Annotated in this window: 16 protein-coding genes; 7 read left to right on the top strand and 9 right to left on the bottom strand. The window is 50.3% G+C overall.

The annotated features are described in order from the left end of the window. The first annotated feature begins 163 nt into the window (after positions 1–163). Complete coding sequence (gene acnA / locus OGX91_RS12955) at positions 164–2839, top strand: aconitate hydratase AcnA (protein WP_199946997.1); 2676 nt, start codon at positions 164–166, stop codon at positions 2837–2839. 54 nt (positions 2840–2893) lie between these two features. Here acnA and ribA read toward each other — a convergent pair whose 3' ends face one another. Next, positions 2894–3484: a GTP cyclohydrolase II gene (ribA, locus tag OGX91_RS12950; protein ID WP_005126450.1), complete on the bottom strand. Its 591-nt coding sequence runs from the start codon at positions 3482–3484 to the stop codon at positions 2894–2896. Between the two features lie 196 nt (positions 3485–3680). Here ribA and pgpB point away from each other — a divergent pair, with 196 nt between their 5' ends. The 5 genes from pgpB to yciH all read left to right on the top strand — a co-directional run bounded on the left by pgpB (position 3681) and on the right by yciH (position 7333). Then, positions 3681–4439, top strand: a complete 759-nt coding sequence (gene pgpB, locus OGX91_RS12945; RefSeq protein ID WP_286626464.1) for a phosphatidylglycerophosphatase B — start codon at positions 3681–3683, stop codon at positions 4437–4439. Positions 4440–4594: 155 nt separating this feature from the next. Beyond that, a complete protein-coding gene (locus OGX91_RS12940; protein WP_005126452.1) occupies positions 4595–4903 on the top strand; it encodes a LapA family protein in 309 nt (102 codons plus the stop codon). Positions 4904–4909: 6 nt separating this feature from the next. After that, positions 4910–6079: a lipopolysaccharide assembly protein LapB gene (gene lapB, locus OGX91_RS12935; RefSeq protein WP_005126454.1), complete on the top strand. Its 1170-nt coding sequence runs from the start codon at positions 4910–4912 to the stop codon at positions 6077–6079. Positions 6080–6268: 189 nt separating this feature from the next. Then, positions 6269–7006 (top strand): orotidine-5'-phosphate decarboxylase, encoded by a 738-nt coding sequence (gene pyrF / locus OGX91_RS12930; protein ID WP_149691968.1) that lies wholly within the window; start codon positions 6269–6271, stop codon positions 7004–7006. Continuing rightward, entirely contained in the window at positions 7007–7333 is a 327-nt protein-coding gene (gene yciH, locus OGX91_RS12925) for a stress response translation initiation inhibitor YciH (protein WP_149691967.1), read from the top strand. It abuts the gene before it with no gap. Between the two features lie 91 nt (positions 7334–7424). Here yciH and osmB read toward each other — a convergent pair whose 3' ends face one another. From osmB to fabI, 7 genes are all read right to left on the bottom strand, one after another. Continuing rightward, entirely contained in the window at positions 7425–7643 is a 219-nt protein-coding gene (gene osmB, locus OGX91_RS12920) for an osmotically-inducible lipoprotein OsmB (protein ID WP_003020583.1), read from the bottom strand. A 266-nt stretch (positions 7644–7909) separates the two neighbouring features. Further along, positions 7910–8662: a DNA-binding transcriptional regulator YciT gene (gene yciT, locus OGX91_RS12915; RefSeq protein WP_005126460.1), complete on the bottom strand. Its 753-nt coding sequence runs from the start codon at positions 8660–8662 to the stop codon at positions 7910–7912. A 95-nt stretch (positions 8663–8757) separates the two neighbouring features. Then, positions 8758–8940, bottom strand: coding sequence for a YciZ family protein (locus OGX91_RS12910; RefSeq protein ID WP_040233255.1), 183 nt, complete (start codon positions 8938–8940; stop codon positions 8758–8760). Between the two features lie 194 nt (positions 8941–9134). Then, positions 9135–11126, bottom strand: a complete 1992-nt coding sequence (gene pdeR, locus OGX91_RS12905; protein WP_040233185.1) for a cyclic di-GMP phosphodiesterase — start codon at positions 11124–11126, stop codon at positions 9135–9137. A 261-nt stretch (positions 11127–11387) separates the two neighbouring features. Continuing rightward, positions 11388–13322, bottom strand: a complete 1935-nt coding sequence (locus OGX91_RS12900) for an exoribonuclease II (protein WP_188231656.1) — start codon at positions 13320–13322, stop codon at positions 11388–11390. An 88-nt stretch (positions 13323–13410) separates the two neighbouring features. Then, a complete protein-coding gene (locus OGX91_RS12895) occupies positions 13411–14556 on the bottom strand; it encodes a carboxymuconolactone decarboxylase family protein (RefSeq protein WP_199946999.1) in 1146 nt (381 codons plus the stop codon). Positions 14557–14772: 216 nt separating this feature from the next. Then, positions 14773–15561 (bottom strand): enoyl-ACP reductase FabI, encoded by a 789-nt coding sequence (fabI, locus tag OGX91_RS12890; protein WP_199947000.1) that lies wholly within the window; start codon positions 15559–15561, stop codon positions 14773–14775. A gap of 512 nt (positions 15562–16073) precedes the next feature. Between fabI and OGX91_RS12885 the strand changes: the two genes are divergently transcribed. Further along, positions 16074–16763, top strand: coding sequence for an EAL domain-containing protein (locus OGX91_RS12885; RefSeq protein WP_005126474.1), 690 nt, complete (start codon positions 16074–16076; stop codon positions 16761–16763). Between the two features lie 44 nt (positions 16764–16807). Here the strand turns inward: OGX91_RS12885 and sapF are convergent, their stop codons facing one another. Next, the gene (gene sapF, locus OGX91_RS12880; protein WP_005126478.1) at positions 16808–17614 is read right to left on the bottom strand and encodes a peptide ABC transporter ATP-binding protein SapF; all 807 of its coding nucleotides are present in this window, start codon (positions 17612–17614) and stop codon (positions 16808–16810) included. Position 17615 lies beyond the last annotated feature (1 nt).

Here is a 17615-nt window from a genome sequence, read left to right as displayed (position 1 = left end):
TTTCAATCTTATTCCCCGCCACTTGCATAGTTTGTTACCTTTTGTCGTTCTCCTCGTTTATCAATTTGAGTTGTTATCAAAGCGTTACATTTTGTTTGTGTTATCTTTAATACTAACCCTGAGGAAAATCAGGGGATCCAACCCTGTCATTTAAGGAGGAGCTATGTCGTCTACCCTACGAGAAGCCAGTAAGGACACATTGCAGGTTAAAGATAAAACCTACCGCTACTACAGTTTGCCCCTGGCTGCCAAATCACTGGGTGATATCACCCGTTTACCTAAATCGCTAAAAGTATTGCTGGAAAACCTGCTTCGCTGGCAGGACGGTGACTCTGTTACCGAAGAGGATATTCATGCTCTGGCGCAATGGTTGAAAACGGCGCATGCCGAGCGCGAAATTGCCTACCGACCCGCTCGCGTTCTCATGCAGGACTTTACCGGCGTTCCGGCGGTGGTCGATCTGGCTGCCATGCGCGAAGCGGTTAAACGCCTTGGCGGGGATACAGCAAAAGTGAACCCGCTTTCACCTGTTGATCTGGTTATTGATCACTCCGTTACGGTCGATCGTTTTGGTGACGATGATGCTTTTGAAGAGAACGTGCGACTGGAAATGGAGCGTAACCATGAGCGTTATGTGTTCCTGAAATGGGGACAACAAGCATTTAGTCGCTTTAGCGTCGTGCCGCCGGGGACGGGGATTTGCCACCAGGTTAACCTTGAATACCTCGGTAAAGCCGTCTGGAGCGAATTACAGGACGGTGAGTGGGTGGCTTACCCCGATACGCTGGTTGGCACCGATTCCCATACGACAATGATTAATGGTCTCGGTGTGCTGGGCTGGGGTGTCGGAGGGATTGAAGCAGAGGCCGCCATGCTGGGGCAACCGGTTTCAATGCTGATTCCGGATGTCGTGGGCTTCAAACTGGTTGGTAAACTACGGGAAGGTATCACCGCGACCGATCTGGTTCTGACTGTTACCCAGATGCTGCGTAAGCACGGCGTGGTCGGTAAATTTGTTGAGTTCTATGGTGATGGGTTGGACAGCCTGCCGCTCGCTGACCGGGCGACCATTGCTAACATGTCGCCGGAATATGGCGCAACCTGCGGTTTTTTCCCGATTGACGGGGTAACTCTTGAGTACATGCGTCTGAGTGGGCGTAGTGAAGAGCAGGTTGAATTAGTCGGTGCTTATGCTAAAGCACAGGGGATGTGGCGTAACCCAGGTGATGAGCCTGTGTTTACCAGTTCACTGGAGCTGGACATGGACACTGTGGAAGCCAGCCTGGCCGGGCCGAAGCGTCCACAAGATCGTGTCGCATTGGGTGATGTGCCGAAAGCATTCGCCGCGAGTAATGAACTTGAAGTGAATAGCTCGCAAAAAGATCGTCAGCCGGTCGACTATGTCATGAGCGGTCATCAATATCAGCTACCGGATGGTGCTGTGGTGATTGCAGCGATTACGTCATGTACCAACACCTCCAACCCCAGCGTCCTGATGGCGGCTGGATTGCTGGCGAAAAAAGCGGTCACGCTTGGTCTGAAGCGCCAGCCGTGGGTGAAAGCGTCGCTGGCGCCTGGGTCAAAAGTCGTTTCTGATTACCTGGCGCAGGCAAAACTGACGCCGTACCTTGATGAGTTGGGTTTTAACCTTGTTGGTTATGGCTGTACTACCTGTATCGGCAACTCTGGCCCGTTACCCGACCCTATAGAAACGGCGATTAAAAAAGGTGATCTGACGGTAGGGGCGGTGCTTTCCGGTAACCGTAACTTTGAAGGGCGTATCCACCCGCTGGTGAAGACAAACTGGCTGGCCTCTCCGCCGCTGGTGGTGGCTTATGCGCTGGCCGGGAATATGAATATTGACCTGACGAAAGATCCGCTGGGTCATGACAGAAACGGCGATCCTATCTATCTGAAAGATATCTGGCCGAGTGCGCAGGAAATTGCCCGTGCCGTGGAGCAGGTCTCTACCGAGATGTTTCATAAAGAGTATGCCGAAGTGTTCGAAGGCACGCCGGAATGGAAGTCGATTCATGTTGATCGCGCAGATACCTATGGCTGGCAGTCGGACTCAACCTACATCCGTTTATCACCGTTCTTTGATGGTATGCAGGCGAAGCCGGACCCGGTCCAGGACATTCATGGTGCACGTATCCTGGCGATGCTGGGGGATTCCGTCACCACCGATCATATTTCTCCTGCGGGGAGCATCAAGCCAGATAGCCCAGCCGGGCGTTATTTGCAAAACCACGGTGTTGAGCGTAAAGATTTTAACTCCTACGGTTCTCGTCGCGGAAACCACGAAGTAATGATGCGTGGTACGTTTGCCAATATCCGTATCCGTAACGAAATGGTACCGGGTGTGGAAGGGGGGATGACGCGTCATTTGCCGGGTACAGAAGTGATGGCTATCTATGACGCCGCCATGCAATACCAGCAAGAGAAGACCCCGCTGGCGATTGTTGCCGGTAAGGAGTATGGGTCGGGTTCCAGTCGGGACTGGGCTGCGAAAGGCCCGCGTTTGTTGGGTATTCGCGTAGTAATCGCCGAGTCCTTTGAGCGAATCCACCGTTCTAACCTGATTGGCATGGGGATCCTGCCTCTGGAATTTCCGCAGGGGGTTACACGTAAAACCCTGGGGTTAACCGGGGAGGAGGTCATTGATATTACGGACTTACAAAACATTAAACCGGGAGCGACTATCCCGGTGAATATGGTCCGCGCGGATGGGCGAAAAGAGGTGATTTCGTGTCGCTGTCGTATTGATACCGCGACAGAGCTGACCTATTACCAAAACGATGGTATTTTGCACTATGTTATTCGTAACATGTTGAATTAAATTATAAAAAAGCCTGCGGAAGCAGGCTTTTTGTATCGTCCGCAAGAGAGAATGTCACTCACTTAACAGATGTCCCATCTTGGCGGCTTTGGTATCCAGATAGTGTTCATTCTTCGGGTTACGGCCAACAATTAGCGGCACACGCTCCACAATATTGATCCCAGCTTCTGTCAGAATTTCCACTTTCTTCGGGTTATTGGTCAGCAGACGGACTTCATCCACGCCCAATAATTTGAACATATCCGCACACAAGGTGAAGTCACGCTCGTCCGCCGCAAAGCCTAACTGATGGTTGGCTTCGACGGTGTCATAGCCCTGATCCTGCAACGCATAGGCGCGGATCTTATTCAACAGGCCGATGTTACGTCCTTCCTGACGATGGTAGAGCAGAATACCGCGTCCTTCTTCAGCGATATGCGTAAGCGCCGCTTCCAACTGAAAGCCACAATCACAACGCAGACTGAACAGCGCATCGCCGGTCAGACATTCGGAGTGAACACGTGCCAGGACAGGCGTCTGGCCTGAAATGTCGCCAAAAACCAGTGCGACATGATCGTGTCCGGTTGCCAGTTCTTCAAATCCCACCATCAGGAAATCACCCCAGGGGGTTGGCAGTTTGGCTTCTGCCACACGTTTAAGCTGCATGTAATTCTCCAGATTATGCTGGCACTGTGCGTGCCGTCGCCTGTTGGCTTCTGTATTGCACTATTTTGCCATAAGGCAAGGGTGTTCACCTAATTGCAGCAACGCATTCATTTCCGAATGGCACAAAATTGTCAATTTTCCCGGTGTGCGGATTTTTCAGTTATGATTGTGGGACTTATCGACGAAAGGAGACGCAATGCTGTCTATTGCCAAGCGAACCACTGTAGGCGCAGCACTGTTACTGATTATGCCGGTTTCCGTATGGATATCTGGCTGGAGCTGGCAGCCTGGGCAGAATGTCTGGTGGTTAAAATCCTTATACTGGGTAACTGAAACGGTGACGCAACCCTGGGGGATTATCACCCATGTTGTTCTCTGTACGTGGTTTTTGTGGTGCCTGCGATTTCGTCTGAAAGCTGCGGTTATGCTATTTGCGATCCTGGCGGCGGCTATCTTAATTGGCCAGGGTATGAAATCCTGGGTTAAAGAGAGGGTGCAGGAGCCCCGGCCATTTGTTCTGTGGCTGGAAAAAACGCACCATGTTCCGGTAGATGAGTTCTACACTTTAAAACGTAAAGATCGCGGGCACTTAGTAAAAGAGCAGTTGTCCGGGCAGCAGGATATTCCACCTTTTTTACGTAAGCACTGGCAAAAAGAGACCGGTTTTGCTTTCCCTTCCGGGCATACCCTGTTTGCTGCCAGTTGGGCGTTACTGGGTGTCGGGTTGTTATGGCCACGCAGACGCACGCTGACGATTGTGTTCCTACTGGTCTGGGCGGCCGGCGTAATGGGGAGTCGTTTGCTTCTGGGCATGCACTGGCCGCGCGATTTGGTTGTTGCGACGCTGATTTCGTGGTTGCTGATTACGCTGGCAACATGGCTTGCACAGCGAGTATGTGGACCTCTAACACCGCCCGCCCAGGAGACAAAGGAAATAGCGCAGCGTGAGCAATAACGCAGACCGTGATTGATTTTTCAAATTTTGCCCTCAAATCATACAGCGTAAGGCGCTTTTCCGTTTCGCACTCGTCGTGAAAATGGTAATTTAAAGGGCTTAATGCGGTAAGTTGTACACGATTTATTCGCTCAAACCACATAACGGGAAGTAATGTGAAATATTTACTCATTTTCTTACTGGTGTTGGCGATTTTTGTTATTTCGGTGACATTGGGTGCGCAAAACGATCAACAGGTTACGTTTAATTACCTGCTAGCTCAGGGTGAGTATCGTATCTCCACGCTGCTTGCTGTATTGTTTGCTGCAGGTTTTGCGATTGGTTGGTTAATTTGCGGCCTCTTCTGGCTGAAGGTTCGGGTGTCTCTTGCCCGGGCCGAACGTAAAATTAAACGCCTGGAAAACCAGCTTGCGCCTGCGACCGACGTTGCGGTAACTGCCGACTCGTCGGTTGTGAAGGAATAATTATTTATGTTGGAGTTGTTGTTTCTGCTTTTACCTGTAGCCGCTGCCTATGGGTGGTATATGGGTCGCAGAAGTGCGCAACAAACTAAGCAGGATGAAGCTAACCGTCTTTCGCGCGACTATGTCGCCGGGGTTAACTTCCTCTTGAGCAACCAACAAGATAAAGCGGTGGATCTGTTCCTCGATATGTTGAAAGAGGATACAGGCACCGTTGAGGCTCATCTCACCCTCGGAAACCTGTTCCGCTCACGCGGTGAAGTCGACCGCGCTATCCGTATCCACCAAACCCTCATGGAAAGTGCTTCGCTGACTTATGAGCAACGTTTGTTGGCTGTGCAGCAGTTGGGACGTGACTACATGGCTGCCGGGTTGTATGACCGTGCGGAAGACATGTTCAATCAGCTAACTGATGAAACGGATTTCCGTGTGGGGGCATTGCAACAACTGTTGCAAATCTATCAGGCAACCAGTGAATGGCAAAAAGCCATTGATGTTGCAGAACGTCTGGTGAAACTCGGCAAAGATAATCAGCGTATTGAAATCGCGCATTTTTACTGTGAACTGGCCTTGCAGCAAATGGGCAGCGACGATATGGATCGCGCCATGGCATTGCTGAAAAAAGGAGCCGCTGCAGACAAAAACAGTGCTCGTGTCTCGATTATGATGGGGCGCGTTTACATGTTGAAGGGTGATTACGCGAAGGCCGTTGAATGCCTGCAACGCGTGATCTCCCAGGATAAAGAGTTGGTCAGTGAAACGCTGGAAATGCTGCAGAGCTGCTACCAACAGCTGGGTAAAAACGATGAGTGGGCGGAGTTTTTACGCCGTGCGGTCGAAGAAAACACCGGTGCTGCCGCTGAGTTGATGCTGGCTGATATTCTTGAGGCGCGCGAGGGTACTGATACTGCACAGGTTTATATTACCCGTCAGTTGCAACGTCATCCGACGATGCGTGTGTTCCATAAACTGATGGATTACCACCTTAATGAAGCAGAAGAAGGGCGCGCAAAAGAGAGTCTGATGGTCCTGCGCGATATGGTTGGTGAGCAGGTGCGCAGCAAGCCGCGCTATCGTTGCCAGAAGTGTGGGTTTACTGCTTATTCGCTGTACTGGCACTGCCCATCGTGCCGCTCCTGGTCAACCATTAAGCCAATTCGCGGTCTGGACGGGCTTTAATTTTTAAAAAAAATTCACTTTAGTTACAACATACTTATTTATTTTTCTTCAACCAGCCCTCAGGCTCCTGTGCCACATCGCTTCGCAGAAATGTAAACGCGCCTGTTAATTTTCTATTACCACAGGTAGAATGCACGCCGTTTACCCATTTTGCGCCGCTCGTGCGCCCATCATCAAGAAGGTCTGGTCATGACGTTTACTGCTTCATCTTCTTCCCGTGCTGCTACTGATTCTCCCGTCGTTGTCGCGTTGGATTACTCAAATCGTGATAAGGCATTAGCGTTTGTCGACAGAATTGATCCCCGAGATTGTCGTTTGAAAGTGGGCAAAGAGATGTTCACGCTTTTTGGACCTCAATTGGTACGGGATCTGCAACAGCGTGGCTTCGACGTCTTTCTGGATTTGAAATTTCATGATATTCCCAACACCACGGCGCATGCCGTCGCGGCAGCTGCTGACCTTGGCGTCTGGATGGTAAACGTGCATGCTTCCGGTGGGGTACGAATGATGACCGCTGCCCGCGAGGCATTACGGCCTTTTGGTAAAGATGCGCCACTGTTAATTGCAGTGACGGTCCTGACCAGTATGGAAGCCAGCGACCTTGCCGATCTTGGTGTGACGTTGTCACCCGCGGAGCATGCTGAAAAGTTGGCGCGTTTGACGCAGAATTGTGGGTTGGACGGGGTTGTATGCTCGGCGCATGAAGCGGTGAGGTTCAAGCAGGCGTTTGGACAGACATTTAAGCTGGTGACGCCAGGCATTCGTCCTGAAGGTAGTGAGGTGGGTGACCAGCGCCGTATTATGACGCCACAGCAGGCGCTGGCTGCTGGCGTGGATTACATGGTGATTGGTCGTCCAGTCACGCAGTCGGACGATCCGGCGCAAACGCTGAAGATGATCAACGCCTCTTTGAATCGAGGTGCATAAATGAGCGACTCAAACTCTCGACTGGTTTATTCAACTGAGTCCGGGCGAATTGATGAACCCAGAGTGGTAGCAGAGCGTCCGAAGGGCGATGGCATTGTTCGCATCCAGCGCCAGACCAGCGGTCGTAAAGGTAAGGGCGTTTGCCTGATTACCGGTATTGATCAAGATGACGCTACACTGGTTAAATTGGCCGCAGAGCTGAAGAAAAAATGTGGTTGTGGTGGGGCAGTGAAGGACGGCGTAATTGAAATTCAGGGTGATAAACGCGACCTGATAAAATCGCTGCTGGAAGCCAAAGGAATGAAAGTTAAGCTGGCTGGCGGTTAATAAAAAAGCCACGGATGCTCTCCGTGGCTTTTCTAATAATACAAACCTGAAAAAGTAAACGTATTATTATATCGAGCCGTTCAACCGTAAATTATTTACCCACCTGGTGGCCGATAATACCACCCACTGCAGCACCACCCAGCGTACCCAGCGTGCTGCCGTCAGTCAGGACTGCACCGCCTATCGCACCAGCACCAGCACCTATCGCAGTGTTACGGTCACGTTTTGACCAGTTAGAGCAGGCACTCAAAGACATTGCTAGTGTAATCGCCAGAATGGCAGCGGTCATTTTTTTGCTCGTTACTAACATAATACTTTCTCCTGAATTATTGAATCACGGAATCCAGTTCACTTTAATGATAGCGCCAAAATAGGACGACTAAAGATATTTCCGCGAAACCGTTTAGCGCAGGGCATTACAATCAAATCCTGAAGTGACTGTTCGCTCCTGTTATATCGCTAACATTAATTCTACGACTTTATCCTGTTAACGACAGGTAAAAAGTCTTAATTGGACTGTCGGATAAGTCTCAGAGAGAAGATGATCTGCCCGCCGACAAATCATCTGCTGAAGTATTATGCGTGAGCATCAATGATATTGACGGTTAAACCCGAGTGTTCAAGTTGCATTTGCACACTGGCGCTGAGTCTGGAGTCCGTGACTACGCGACTGAATCTGTCCAACGGACCCAGCGTGTAGGGATGAATGGCCTCAAATTTAGAGCTATCGGTGAGTACAATCACCTCAGCGCCTTTTTCCAGAACCGCATTAACCACATCAGAGCGCATCATATCACGCCCGGTGAAGCCGGTGTCGGCCTGCCAGCCATCAATACCGATAAAGGCTTTACTGAAATGTACCTGCTGAATAAATTGGCGAGTCAACGGTCCGACCATGCTCTCGCTTTTTTTCTGATAGATCCCACCGAGGAGAATGACTTCACATGGTGTTTCTTTGAGAAGGTGCGCGATGTAGCTACTGACCGTGATGATGGTGACATCTTTTTGTTCCGCCAGCGTTCTGGCCAGCAGCGCATTGCTGCTGCCATTTTCAATAAAGACGGATTCACCTGGATTAACCAGTGACGCCGCAAATTCGGCCAGTTCACGTTTAAGGGGGAAATTGGTCATCATGCGCGTTTCGACATCATCACTGTTCAGTGACACCGCAAAACCGTGCGCACGGCGCAAGTAGCTCTGTTTTTCCAGTGTGTTCAGATCCTGTCGAATCGTCACTTCGGAGACACCGGTGATTTTAGCCAGATCGGCCACGCTCATCTGACCTTTATCGATCACCATCTGCAAAATAGATTGTTGTCGGGAATTCATAGTATTAATTTTATAGCGATATCGTATCGGAAATTAAACGGTAGCTGCGTTATCTGAAATCTGATGGCTACAGCGACATAACGTGAGTGAGGTCATCAGATCTCCCACGGGGCCTTCGGTTTTTTTGACAAAGACGCTGTATCTTCTTTGACCGTATCTAACAGTTCAGCCTTGAGAATTTCGAGATTGTGGATAGCTGAGTGGTAATCGCCTGCAACGAGAATATCCAGCACGGTATCAATGCGCTCGGCCAGACGTTGTGCGTCTATATCAGACATGGTCATCATCCTAATGTCAAAAAGGTTTGAATTTCATGATGCAGAAATTCATACCAAAAGAGAAGGGAAAAATAGTATTAACATGAATGATTGAAGAATATTATATATTCTGTGATTACATACAGATATGATCATCACGTAGTGTCCATTTTTGGCTATTTTTCACGTGTATCCCTTCCACTTTTCTTGTTGCGTTAGCGCAATTTTTTATTCAGATGACGTTTATACCAACGTTCAAACGCAGCGGCTGGCATTGGCTTGGCGAACAAAAAACCCTGACGTTCATTAACGCCATTTTTGGTCAAAAAAGCATCCTCTTTCGTACTTTCAACGCCTTCAGCTATCACCTGTAGGTTAAGCGCCTGCGCCACCGCGACAATGGCACGCACCAGCGACTGTGAAATGGGTTGCTTATGAATATCCCTGACGAACGCCTGATCCAGCTTAATGGCATCAAGTGGGAAGCGGGCCAGTTGAGACAACGATGAATAACCCGTCCCAAAATCATCTAAATGGATCTGTGCCCCAAGCTGGCTAAATTGCTGAATAACGGACAGTGCCAGGTGTTCGTTTTCAATTAAACTGCTCTCGGTCAATTCGACATCGATAGGGCAATATTCAAAATTGAGGTCGTGAAGCACCTGTTTCAGGTCGGTAAACAGTGTCTGATCGGCAAGCTGGCGAGCAGAAACGTTCACGGCCACTCGCAGATTAATCCCTTTATCGCGCCACTTTGCGACCTGACGAACAACGTCGAGAATAACCCAGCGCCCCAGCGGCACAATCAAGCCTGATTCTTCAGCGTAGGAGATAAACTCCAGCGGAGGAATGAGACCACGTTCAGGGGACTGCCAGCGCACCAGCGCCTCCAGACTACGTACTTCACCACGCCATGTTATTTTCGGCTGGTAATGAATCAACAGTTGATCGTTTTCCAGCGCCTTACGCAAATTGGTATCCAGCCAAAGATACTCAAATACTCGCTGGTTCATTTCCGGAGAGAAAACGCAGAATTGTCCACGTCCGCCTTCCTTTGCGGTATACATGGCGGTATCGGCATTGCGAATAACGCTTTCGCAGTCGTGTCCATGCTGTGGAGCAAGGGAAATTCCAATCGAACAACCGGTATAAACCTCAATCAGGCCAATTCGGAAGGGCTGGCGCAAACGGGTCAAAATACGTGATGCTGTGGCTTCCAGCGCCACTTGAGATGTTTGAGTCGCGAGGACAATAAACTCATCGCCACCAAAACGGGCCAGTAATTGGTTATCATCAAGACAGCTGAGAATTGCCAGCGACACGCTTTGCAGCAGTTGATCGCCGAACATATGTCCGTAGGCATCGTTTACTTTTTTGAAATTATCCAGATCGAGGTACACAATACCAACCTGGGTATCTCCTGCATTCTCAATGGCTTCAGTGATCAGTTCATGAATCGCATTCCGATTAGGTAATCCGGTAATGGAGTCGGTATTTGCCAGAACTCTCAGGCGTTCCTGAGCACGCCGTTCTTCGGTGATATCGGTACCTGAGCAGATCAGAAATATTTCGTTCTTACCGCTACCGTTGTGCACAAATTTATTGCGAAACAGAAACAGTCGCTGACCTTTACAGGTCTTTACCCAACGTTCGACTTCATATGAGTTGCCTTCGCGAAAGAAAACATCGATGTTGCGTCTGGAGGCTGCGGCTTCGCGTCGACTCATAAACAGCGTGAAGACACTTTGACCAATCACTTCGCGTTCTTTGAGGCCGGTATATTCTTCACACAGGCGATTGAAACGCTGAATGTTGCCCATGCGGTCAAGGATGACAATAACGGAGTTGGCTTCAGAGACCACCTGTTCGGCAAAAGAAAGTCCTTGTGCCAAATCGCGGGCAACCGGAGGGGTATCATCCCAGGCGGATGCACTTCCGGCCCATTCGCGTTTATTTATTTTCCGCCCAACCAGGTGAACAGGGATATCGTCGTCTTCAAGCGACAGTGTCATTAACAGGCTTGACGTGATGACCGTCATCTCCCGAATGCGGTCGGCTTGCTCAGGTGATAATTCGATGTTCAGGTTCGTTTCTGCCGCTTCGTCAATAGAGAAGTGCAGGATGTTGCAATCCTCTGACAAACGCCAGTAGGGGTTATGGGTGCCCACATAGCTATACAACGTAGCCAGCTCCCGAACGTCTTTCATGATGTGTACTATCCCGTTTAAAGCGCATAGAGCCTCAAAAGTAAGGGTAGCCATAAGTCAAAGGGTGATGATGGCTGAACATATTGTTTTATTTATATATTTATGTGTAATCCAGATTCAGGAAAAAGCAAAGCTGGCGAACGGAAAATAGTAAAAAATAAATCTGACTGGATGAAAGAAGTGTAGTGCGTGGCAGGCAATTGGTCGGGAAAAAAGAAAACGACCTTTCACAAAAGAGAAAGGTCGTTGAGTTAATGCGTATTATATGGCAGGGCGCGCGATGACGCTACGGGTTTCCATCCGCACTTCGGCGATGGTGACGTCAATGACATCAGTAACTTTGTAAACCACCTCACCTTTGATCTGGACCGTACCACTTTCCTGGCTACACACCAGTTCATCACGAACTGCGTGCAGGAAGGGGGCTGGAATAAAGGCTACCGCGCCGTTATCAATTAAACGTACACGCATACCACCACGGCTGACATCAATAATCTCGGCCGCAAAGCGGGTGTCGGTACCGGCTTTGTCATTCAGAAAACGTGCATACAGCCAGTCACCCACATCACGTTCAGCCATACGGTTCAGGCGGCGACGTTCAGCCATCTGCAAAGTCGTATCATCCTGCGGGCGGGAAATTGTCTCACCTTTGATGATGGCCTTAAGCAGGCGATGGTTGATCATGTCGCCATACTTACGGATCGGCGAGGTCCAGGTGGCATAAGCTTCCAGACCCAGGCCAAAATGCGGACCCGGCTCGGTGCTAATCTCAGCGTAAGACTGGAATCGGCGGATGCGGCTGTCGAGGAAACCGGAAGGCTGCGCATCCAGTTCACGACGCAGTTTACAGAAGCCTTCCAGCGTCAGAACCTCTTCAGCATCAACGTGCATACCATGGGTTTTCAGTAGGGCAGCCAGTGCTTCTGCGTTAGCCGGATCGAATCCCATATGCACGTTATAAATACCAAAGCCCAGCTTGTCGCGCAGTACGCGGGCGGCACAAATGTTCGCCGCAATCATGGACTCTTCCACAATGCGGTTCGCGATGCGGCGCGGTTCCGCCACGATATCCAGTACTTCACCTTTTTCACCGAGAACGAAACGGTAATCCGGGCGGTCTTTGAATACCAGAGCATGATTATGGCGCCACTCGCCACGGCTCAAACAAATACGATGCAGCAGGCGGATCTGCTGTGCAATTGCGTCATTCTCCGGCTGCCAGTCACCGGTGCCTTCAAGCCAGTCAGAGACGTTGTCGTAGGCCAGCTTCGCTTTCGATTCAATCGTTGCTGCGAAGAAGGTGATATTGTCTTCGATCGTGCCGTCAGCAGTGATGCTCATGCGGCAGGCCAGAACCGGGCGAATTTCGTTAGCACGCAGAGAACACAGATCGTCAGAAAGCTCGCGCGGCAACATTGGGATGTTGAACCCCGGCAGGTAGTTAGTAAATGCACGAATTTTTGCAATGTTATCCAGCTTACTGCCTTCAGCAATCCATGCGGTAGGATCGGCAATCGCGACGGTTAATTGCAATTTACCATCTGTTTGTTCTTCGGCGTAAAGCGCGTCATCCATGTCCTGCGTACTGGCGCTGTCGATGGTGACGAAGTTCAGTGCGGTTAAGTCCTCACGCACCAGGCCTTCATCCAGCATCTCAGTAGCGACGCCATCTGGCGCTTCTTTTTCCAGATTATGGCGAGCCAGTGTGACCCACCACGGAACGAAGTGATCGTCAGCGAAGGTAATAAATTGGGTTAATTCGGCGTAGAAGGTGCGGTCGCCTTTTAACGGGTGGCGGCGCATTTCTGCAACAGCCCAGTCACCTTCTTTAAATTCATGTTCAACGCCACGCGCGGCGCGGCAGGGAATCGCATCTTTCAGGAGAGGATGATCCGGCACAATGGACAGGCGGTCATTCTTACCCTGAACTTTGCCCACGAAGCGCGTCAGGAATGGCTCGATCAGTTCTTCCGGTTCGGCAGATTCGCGATCTTTTTCCGTATGGATAACCGCCACAATGCGGTCGCCATGCATCACTTTTTTCATCTGCGGCGGTGGAATGAAATAGCTTTTTTGTGCATCGACTTCCAGGAAGCCAAAGCCTTTTTCCGTGGCTTTTACCACCCCTTCAGCACGTGGCGTCTGGGAATGTAGTTGCTGTTTAAGCTGCGCTAGCAGCGGGTTGTCCTGAAGCATAATTGTCTATTTTCGTGGCTGAAGAGCGGCTGACAGTTTTACGCGAATCTGCCAGTCGCAGCAAGCGCTCTTTCAGCAAGTGGATCGGTTAATACGTCTCGCCCAACGCGATCTTCAAACGATTTAACCATCCGCACAATCCGCTCCAGGCCAGTACGTTAATTGCCTGTTCTGAAGATATACCCTGATCTAGCATCGGGGTAAGCAGTGCGGCGCTAAAGCGATCGGGCGCCCGGGTTAACCATTGTACCGCCTGCAGGGTGACGCGCTCAACCGGATGTCGTTGCTCCCAGCGCTGTATTTGGCGCTCATCCTGGCGAAGTACGGTAATAATCTCAGTGAGCTCTGTGGCTGAGAGGGCGTACTCATTGAAACAGGACACGCTACCGTTAATCCGCGATGTGAGCAGCGTGGCCAGAGAAAATGTCCGTGATTGCACATCGCTGTGTAATGTGCTGGTAAAGAGTGCTTCAAATAACGCCAGTTCTTCAGGTGAGTGTTGCAGTAATGGCCTCAGCGTTTGCAATACAATGGGAGCATCGCTGGCATGTGCTTCTGCGCGGGCAAAATGTTTTTCAATCGGCAGGTCGGCGGTGTGCCACTGTGCTTCTTCTGCACTAAAGTGGGCTGCCTCGGCAAATTGCTGAATATCAAGGCCTGGAATGCGTCGCACAGGATGGCCAAACCAGGCCTGAATCAACGCAACGACGCGGGCCTGAAAGCCGACAAAGCCAACGATTTGATTCATCAGAACACTGTCGCTGGTCGTGAGGCCAACCGCCTCCAGATGCTGGCGATCGCGTGAGCCGATGACGGCCGGAGAGCTGGCGAGCTGGCGAGCATATTGGGTGATTTGCGCCAGTCGGCGGTTGCTTTCCCGGGATGAATTAGGGCCAGGAAGGGGGGTCAGACGTGCAGCATAATGATTACATAAACGCTGTACGCCACAAACCTGTGCGACGGTTAAGGCGGTACTCATACGCTCATAGGCGCTGAACGTGTGCATTGAGTCCAGAGCAACATGCACTGGGAAGAGAAGGTGAGCAAGTTTACGGGCAGGTTCTAACCAGGACTGAAAGGGTAAAAGCGCAACGGCAGGTATCGTCAGATCCAGCAAAAATCGGTCCTCGACGTGTGCGGCTTCTGGCACCAACGGTAGAACATCTTGCGGATATGTACTGGACTGTGTCTCATGATACCAGTGGCTTTTGCCTTCAATTCGGCGTTGTTCCATGGGCGTTCCTTGGTCTAAAAAGTGGCGACCCGGATACGTCGTCATACCTGTACGCCGGATCGTTTGCGCTGCAATATCCTGACGTAAGCGAATGAGGTGATGAAAGATTGTTAAGTGATAATAAATATCAGAAAAGCATATATAGCGACGAGCGAGGGCAAAGGGAGAGGAGAATAATGGGCGACGGAGCGTCGCCCATAGAGGAAGTCTGAAAGATTATTTCAGTTCCAGTTCGTTCATTGCGGCGATGCTGAAGCCGCCATCGACGTGAACGACTTCACCGGAGATACCGGCGGACAGGTCTGAGCACAGGAATGCCGCAGAGTTGCCCACATCTTCAATGGTAACGGTACGACGAATTGGCGTAACCGCTTCACAATGTGCCAGCATTTTACGGAAATCTTTGATACCGGAAGCTGCCAGAGTACGGATTGGGCCGGCGGAAATGGCGTTCACACGTACGCCTTCAGGACCCATCGCATTAGCCATATAACGAACGTTAGCTTCCAGAGAGGCTTTCGCCAGACCCATTACGTTGTAGTTCGGGATCGCGCGTTCTGCGCCCAGGTAGGACAGCGTCAGCAGTGCAGAACCAGGGTTCAGCATGGAACGGCATGCTTTTGCCATTGCAACAAAGCTGTACGCGCTGATGTCATGAGCAATTTTAAAGCCTTCGCGGGTGACCGCATTCACGTAGTCGCCATCCAGCTGGTCAGCAGGTGCGAAACCGATGGAGTGTACGAAACCGTCGAATTTCGGCCAGACTTTACCCAGTTCAGCGAACATGGTGTCGATGCTGGCGTCTTCAGACACATCACACTGCAGTACGATGTTGGAACCCAGCTGAGCTGCAAATTCTTCCACGCGGCCTTTCAGTTTGTCGTTCTGGTAGGTGAATGCCAGTTCAGCGCCTTCGCGGTGCATCGCCTGAGCGATACCATAGGCGATGGACAGTTTACTGGCAAGACCGGTCACCAGAATGCGCTTACCGGAAAGAAAACCCATAGCTTTAATCCTTATAGTCATTACTTATTTTTTTTAGCAATCAATGAGTTATGATTGCAATTTCAAGGTCACTCGAAATTGGTGTGAAATTATATCCCACTCTTTGCCCCTTGTGTCACGATCTTTCTCTGCTATTCACCAGTCGGCGAGCAGCAGTAAACGGTGTTTCAGAGGGCAGGGAATCGTTGTCAGCACCTGGTGGCCTGTCATTATTCATTGCACGTGAGGAGTATATCACTCCCCCCTGGTTCTGCCTCATCCAACCAGAGAAGAGCCGGGGGATAAGGTGAAAATACAAGGCGTCAGAGGGTTAAAATGGTATGATCTGACCTCTAGTCGATGTTTTAACACATATCAATGTAAGAACATTCTTAAAACAAAAAATATGACCACATTCATTTAGTTATGATATATTGTTTTTATCGATCAATATCGATTCATTGATCGATATTATTGATTGATTATGATTAGAAGTGCATTATCAGGACGTTATGATCAATTGGAGTGGTCTTATGCACTATCATTTCATCGCGGAACCGATGAGAGACACAACAGATAAGTTGCTGGGTGTTGAGATGCTCGCCCGCTTCACCTCTGAGACGGTTCATCCGTTACATGCAGATTCCATCATTTCGGCATGGAGTAGTGAACAAAAACGTAATTTCATGCTTGAGCAAATTCGGTTAATTGCAGAAAAGCGTAATTGGTTCGAAAACAATAATCTACTCTGTACGCTAAGCCTTATTGATGAAATGGCGCTATTAGCAATTGGTGATCCTGTCATTAAGTCGGCCTTGCATTCCATGCCCTTTATTGCGCTGGAACTCTCAGAACGCTTTCTGTCGAATACAGTTTGCCTGAACAACCTGTTGATTAATTCGCTGAGTGATGGCCCAAATGCCTTGTGGCTGGGCGATCTCGGCTCTGGCAGTATTGGCGCGAGTCCGCTGGTGTGCGGCCGTTTTGACGTTGTGAAAATGGAGCGCGACTTCTTCCTGTCACTGGTAGAAAAAACAATATTCCCGGTGTTGATTAAAAATATCAGGGGGTATTGCGACCGCGTTGTGGTTGATGGGGTAGATACGACCCGTCTTATCGAGGAGCTCCGCACCGCCGGTGTTTGGGCGATGCAGGGTGAAATTTTCCCGTCAGTCACGTTTTCTGAGGTTGACGCGCTACTTTTGCCCCGGTTTTGTCACTAATGACAGAACGGATAGCCCTGCCGTCCTGGCGGGCTATTATCTCATTAACGATCTTTCCGCCAGGCATCGGCGGTAAGCGCCTCGCCAAAATGCCCTGCAATAAGACGACGAGTCAGCTCATGCAGCGGAGAGGCCAGAACATCCGCTGTACTGCCGCGCTCGACAACTTCGCCCTGATGCATGACTAACACCTGGTCGCTGATGTGTTTCATCATCCCAATGTGTTGGGTCACATAGATATACGAAATCCCCTGTTTTTCCTGTAATTCCAGCATCAGGTTGATGAGCTGCGAGCGCATCGACATATCCAGAGAGGCCAGCGCTTCATCGGCGATAATCACTTTGGGGCGCAAAATCAGCGCACGGGCAAGTCCCAGGCGTTGTTTTTGCCCTGGCGCAAGCATATGCGGATAGTAGCTAACATGATCGGGTAGCAGACCCACCATACGCATGGTTTCCACAATCTGTTTGCGGCGCTGTTCAGGCTCCAGATCGGTATTCAGGCGTAATGGAAAATCGAGGATCTGCGAAATACGTTGGCGCGGATTAAGCGACGTGGAAGGATCCTGGAAAATCATGCGAATACGCTGACTACGAAATGAATAATCGCCATATTTTAGCGGATGATCGTCAATCAGCAGCTCGCCGCTGCTCGGCTCAACCATCCCAGCCAGCATTTTTGCCAGCGTGGACTTGCCTGAGCCGTTCTCGCCAATAATGGCGAGCGTTTGACGTTCACGCAGCGTAAAGCTCAGCGGTTTAACGGCTTCGACGGTCTGGCGGCGAAATAATCCCGTCCGGTAGCGAAAGGTTTTGCTCAGATTGCGAACTTCGAGCAGGGTTTCTACCATC

Origin of the sequence: Citrobacter sp. Cpa228, assembly GCF_030333085.1 — a bacterium.
Lineage (GTDB): Bacteria > Pseudomonadota > Gammaproteobacteria > Enterobacterales > Enterobacteriaceae > Citrobacter > Citrobacter pasteurii.
Note: the sequence above shows the minus strand (reverse complement) of the source record. Positions and strands in the feature narration are given on the sequence as shown.

Coding starts and splice junctions, on each gene's coding strand:
- lapB (WP_005126454.1), top strand. CDS start 4,910: ATGTTGGAGTTGTTGTTTCTGCTTTTACCTGTAGCCGCTGCCTATGGG.
- OGX91_RS12895 (WP_199946999.1), bottom strand. CDS start 14,556: ATGGAACAACGCCGAATTGAAGGCAAAAGCCACTGGTATCATGAGACA.
- pgpB (WP_286626464.1), top strand. CDS start 3,681: ATGCTGTCTATTGCCAAGCGAACCACTGTAGGCGCAGCACTGTTACTG.
- OGX91_RS12900 (WP_188231656.1), bottom strand. CDS start 13,322: ATGCTTCAGGACAACCCGCTGCTAGCGCAGCTTAAACAGCAACTACAT.
- yciH (WP_149691967.1), top strand. CDS start 7,007: ATGAGCGACTCAAACTCTCGACTGGTTTATTCAACTGAGTCCGGGCGA.
- OGX91_RS12885 (WP_005126474.1), top strand. CDS start 16,074: ATGCACTATCATTTCATCGCGGAACCGATGAGAGACACAACAGATAAG.
- acnA (WP_199946997.1), top strand. CDS start 164: ATGTCGTCTACCCTACGAGAAGCCAGTAAGGACACATTGCAGGTTAAA.
- pyrF (WP_149691968.1), top strand. CDS start 6,269: ATGACGTTTACTGCTTCATCTTCTTCCCGTGCTGCTACTGATTCTCCC.
- OGX91_RS12910 (WP_040233255.1), bottom strand. CDS start 8,940: ATGTCTGATATAGACGCACAACGTCTGGCCGAGCGCATTGATACCGTG.
- yciT (WP_005126460.1), bottom strand. CDS start 8,662: ATGAATTCCCGACAACAATCTATTTTGCAGATGGTGATCGATAAAGGT.
- osmB (WP_003020583.1), bottom strand. CDS start 7,643: ATGTTAGTAACGAGCAAAAAAATGACCGCTGCCATTCTGGCGATTACA.
- ribA (WP_005126450.1), bottom strand. CDS start 3,484: ATGCAGCTTAAACGTGTGGCAGAAGCCAAACTGCCAACCCCCTGGGGT.
- sapF (WP_005126478.1), bottom strand. CDS start 17,614: ATGGTAGAAACCCTGCTCGAAGTTCGCAATCTGAGCAAAACCTTTCGC.
- fabI (WP_199947000.1), bottom strand. CDS start 15,561: ATGGGTTTTCTTTCCGGTAAGCGCATTCTGGTGACCGGTCTTGCCAGT.
- pdeR (WP_040233185.1), bottom strand. CDS start 11,126: ATGAAAGACGTTCGGGAGCTGGCTACGTTGTATAGCTATGTGGGCACC.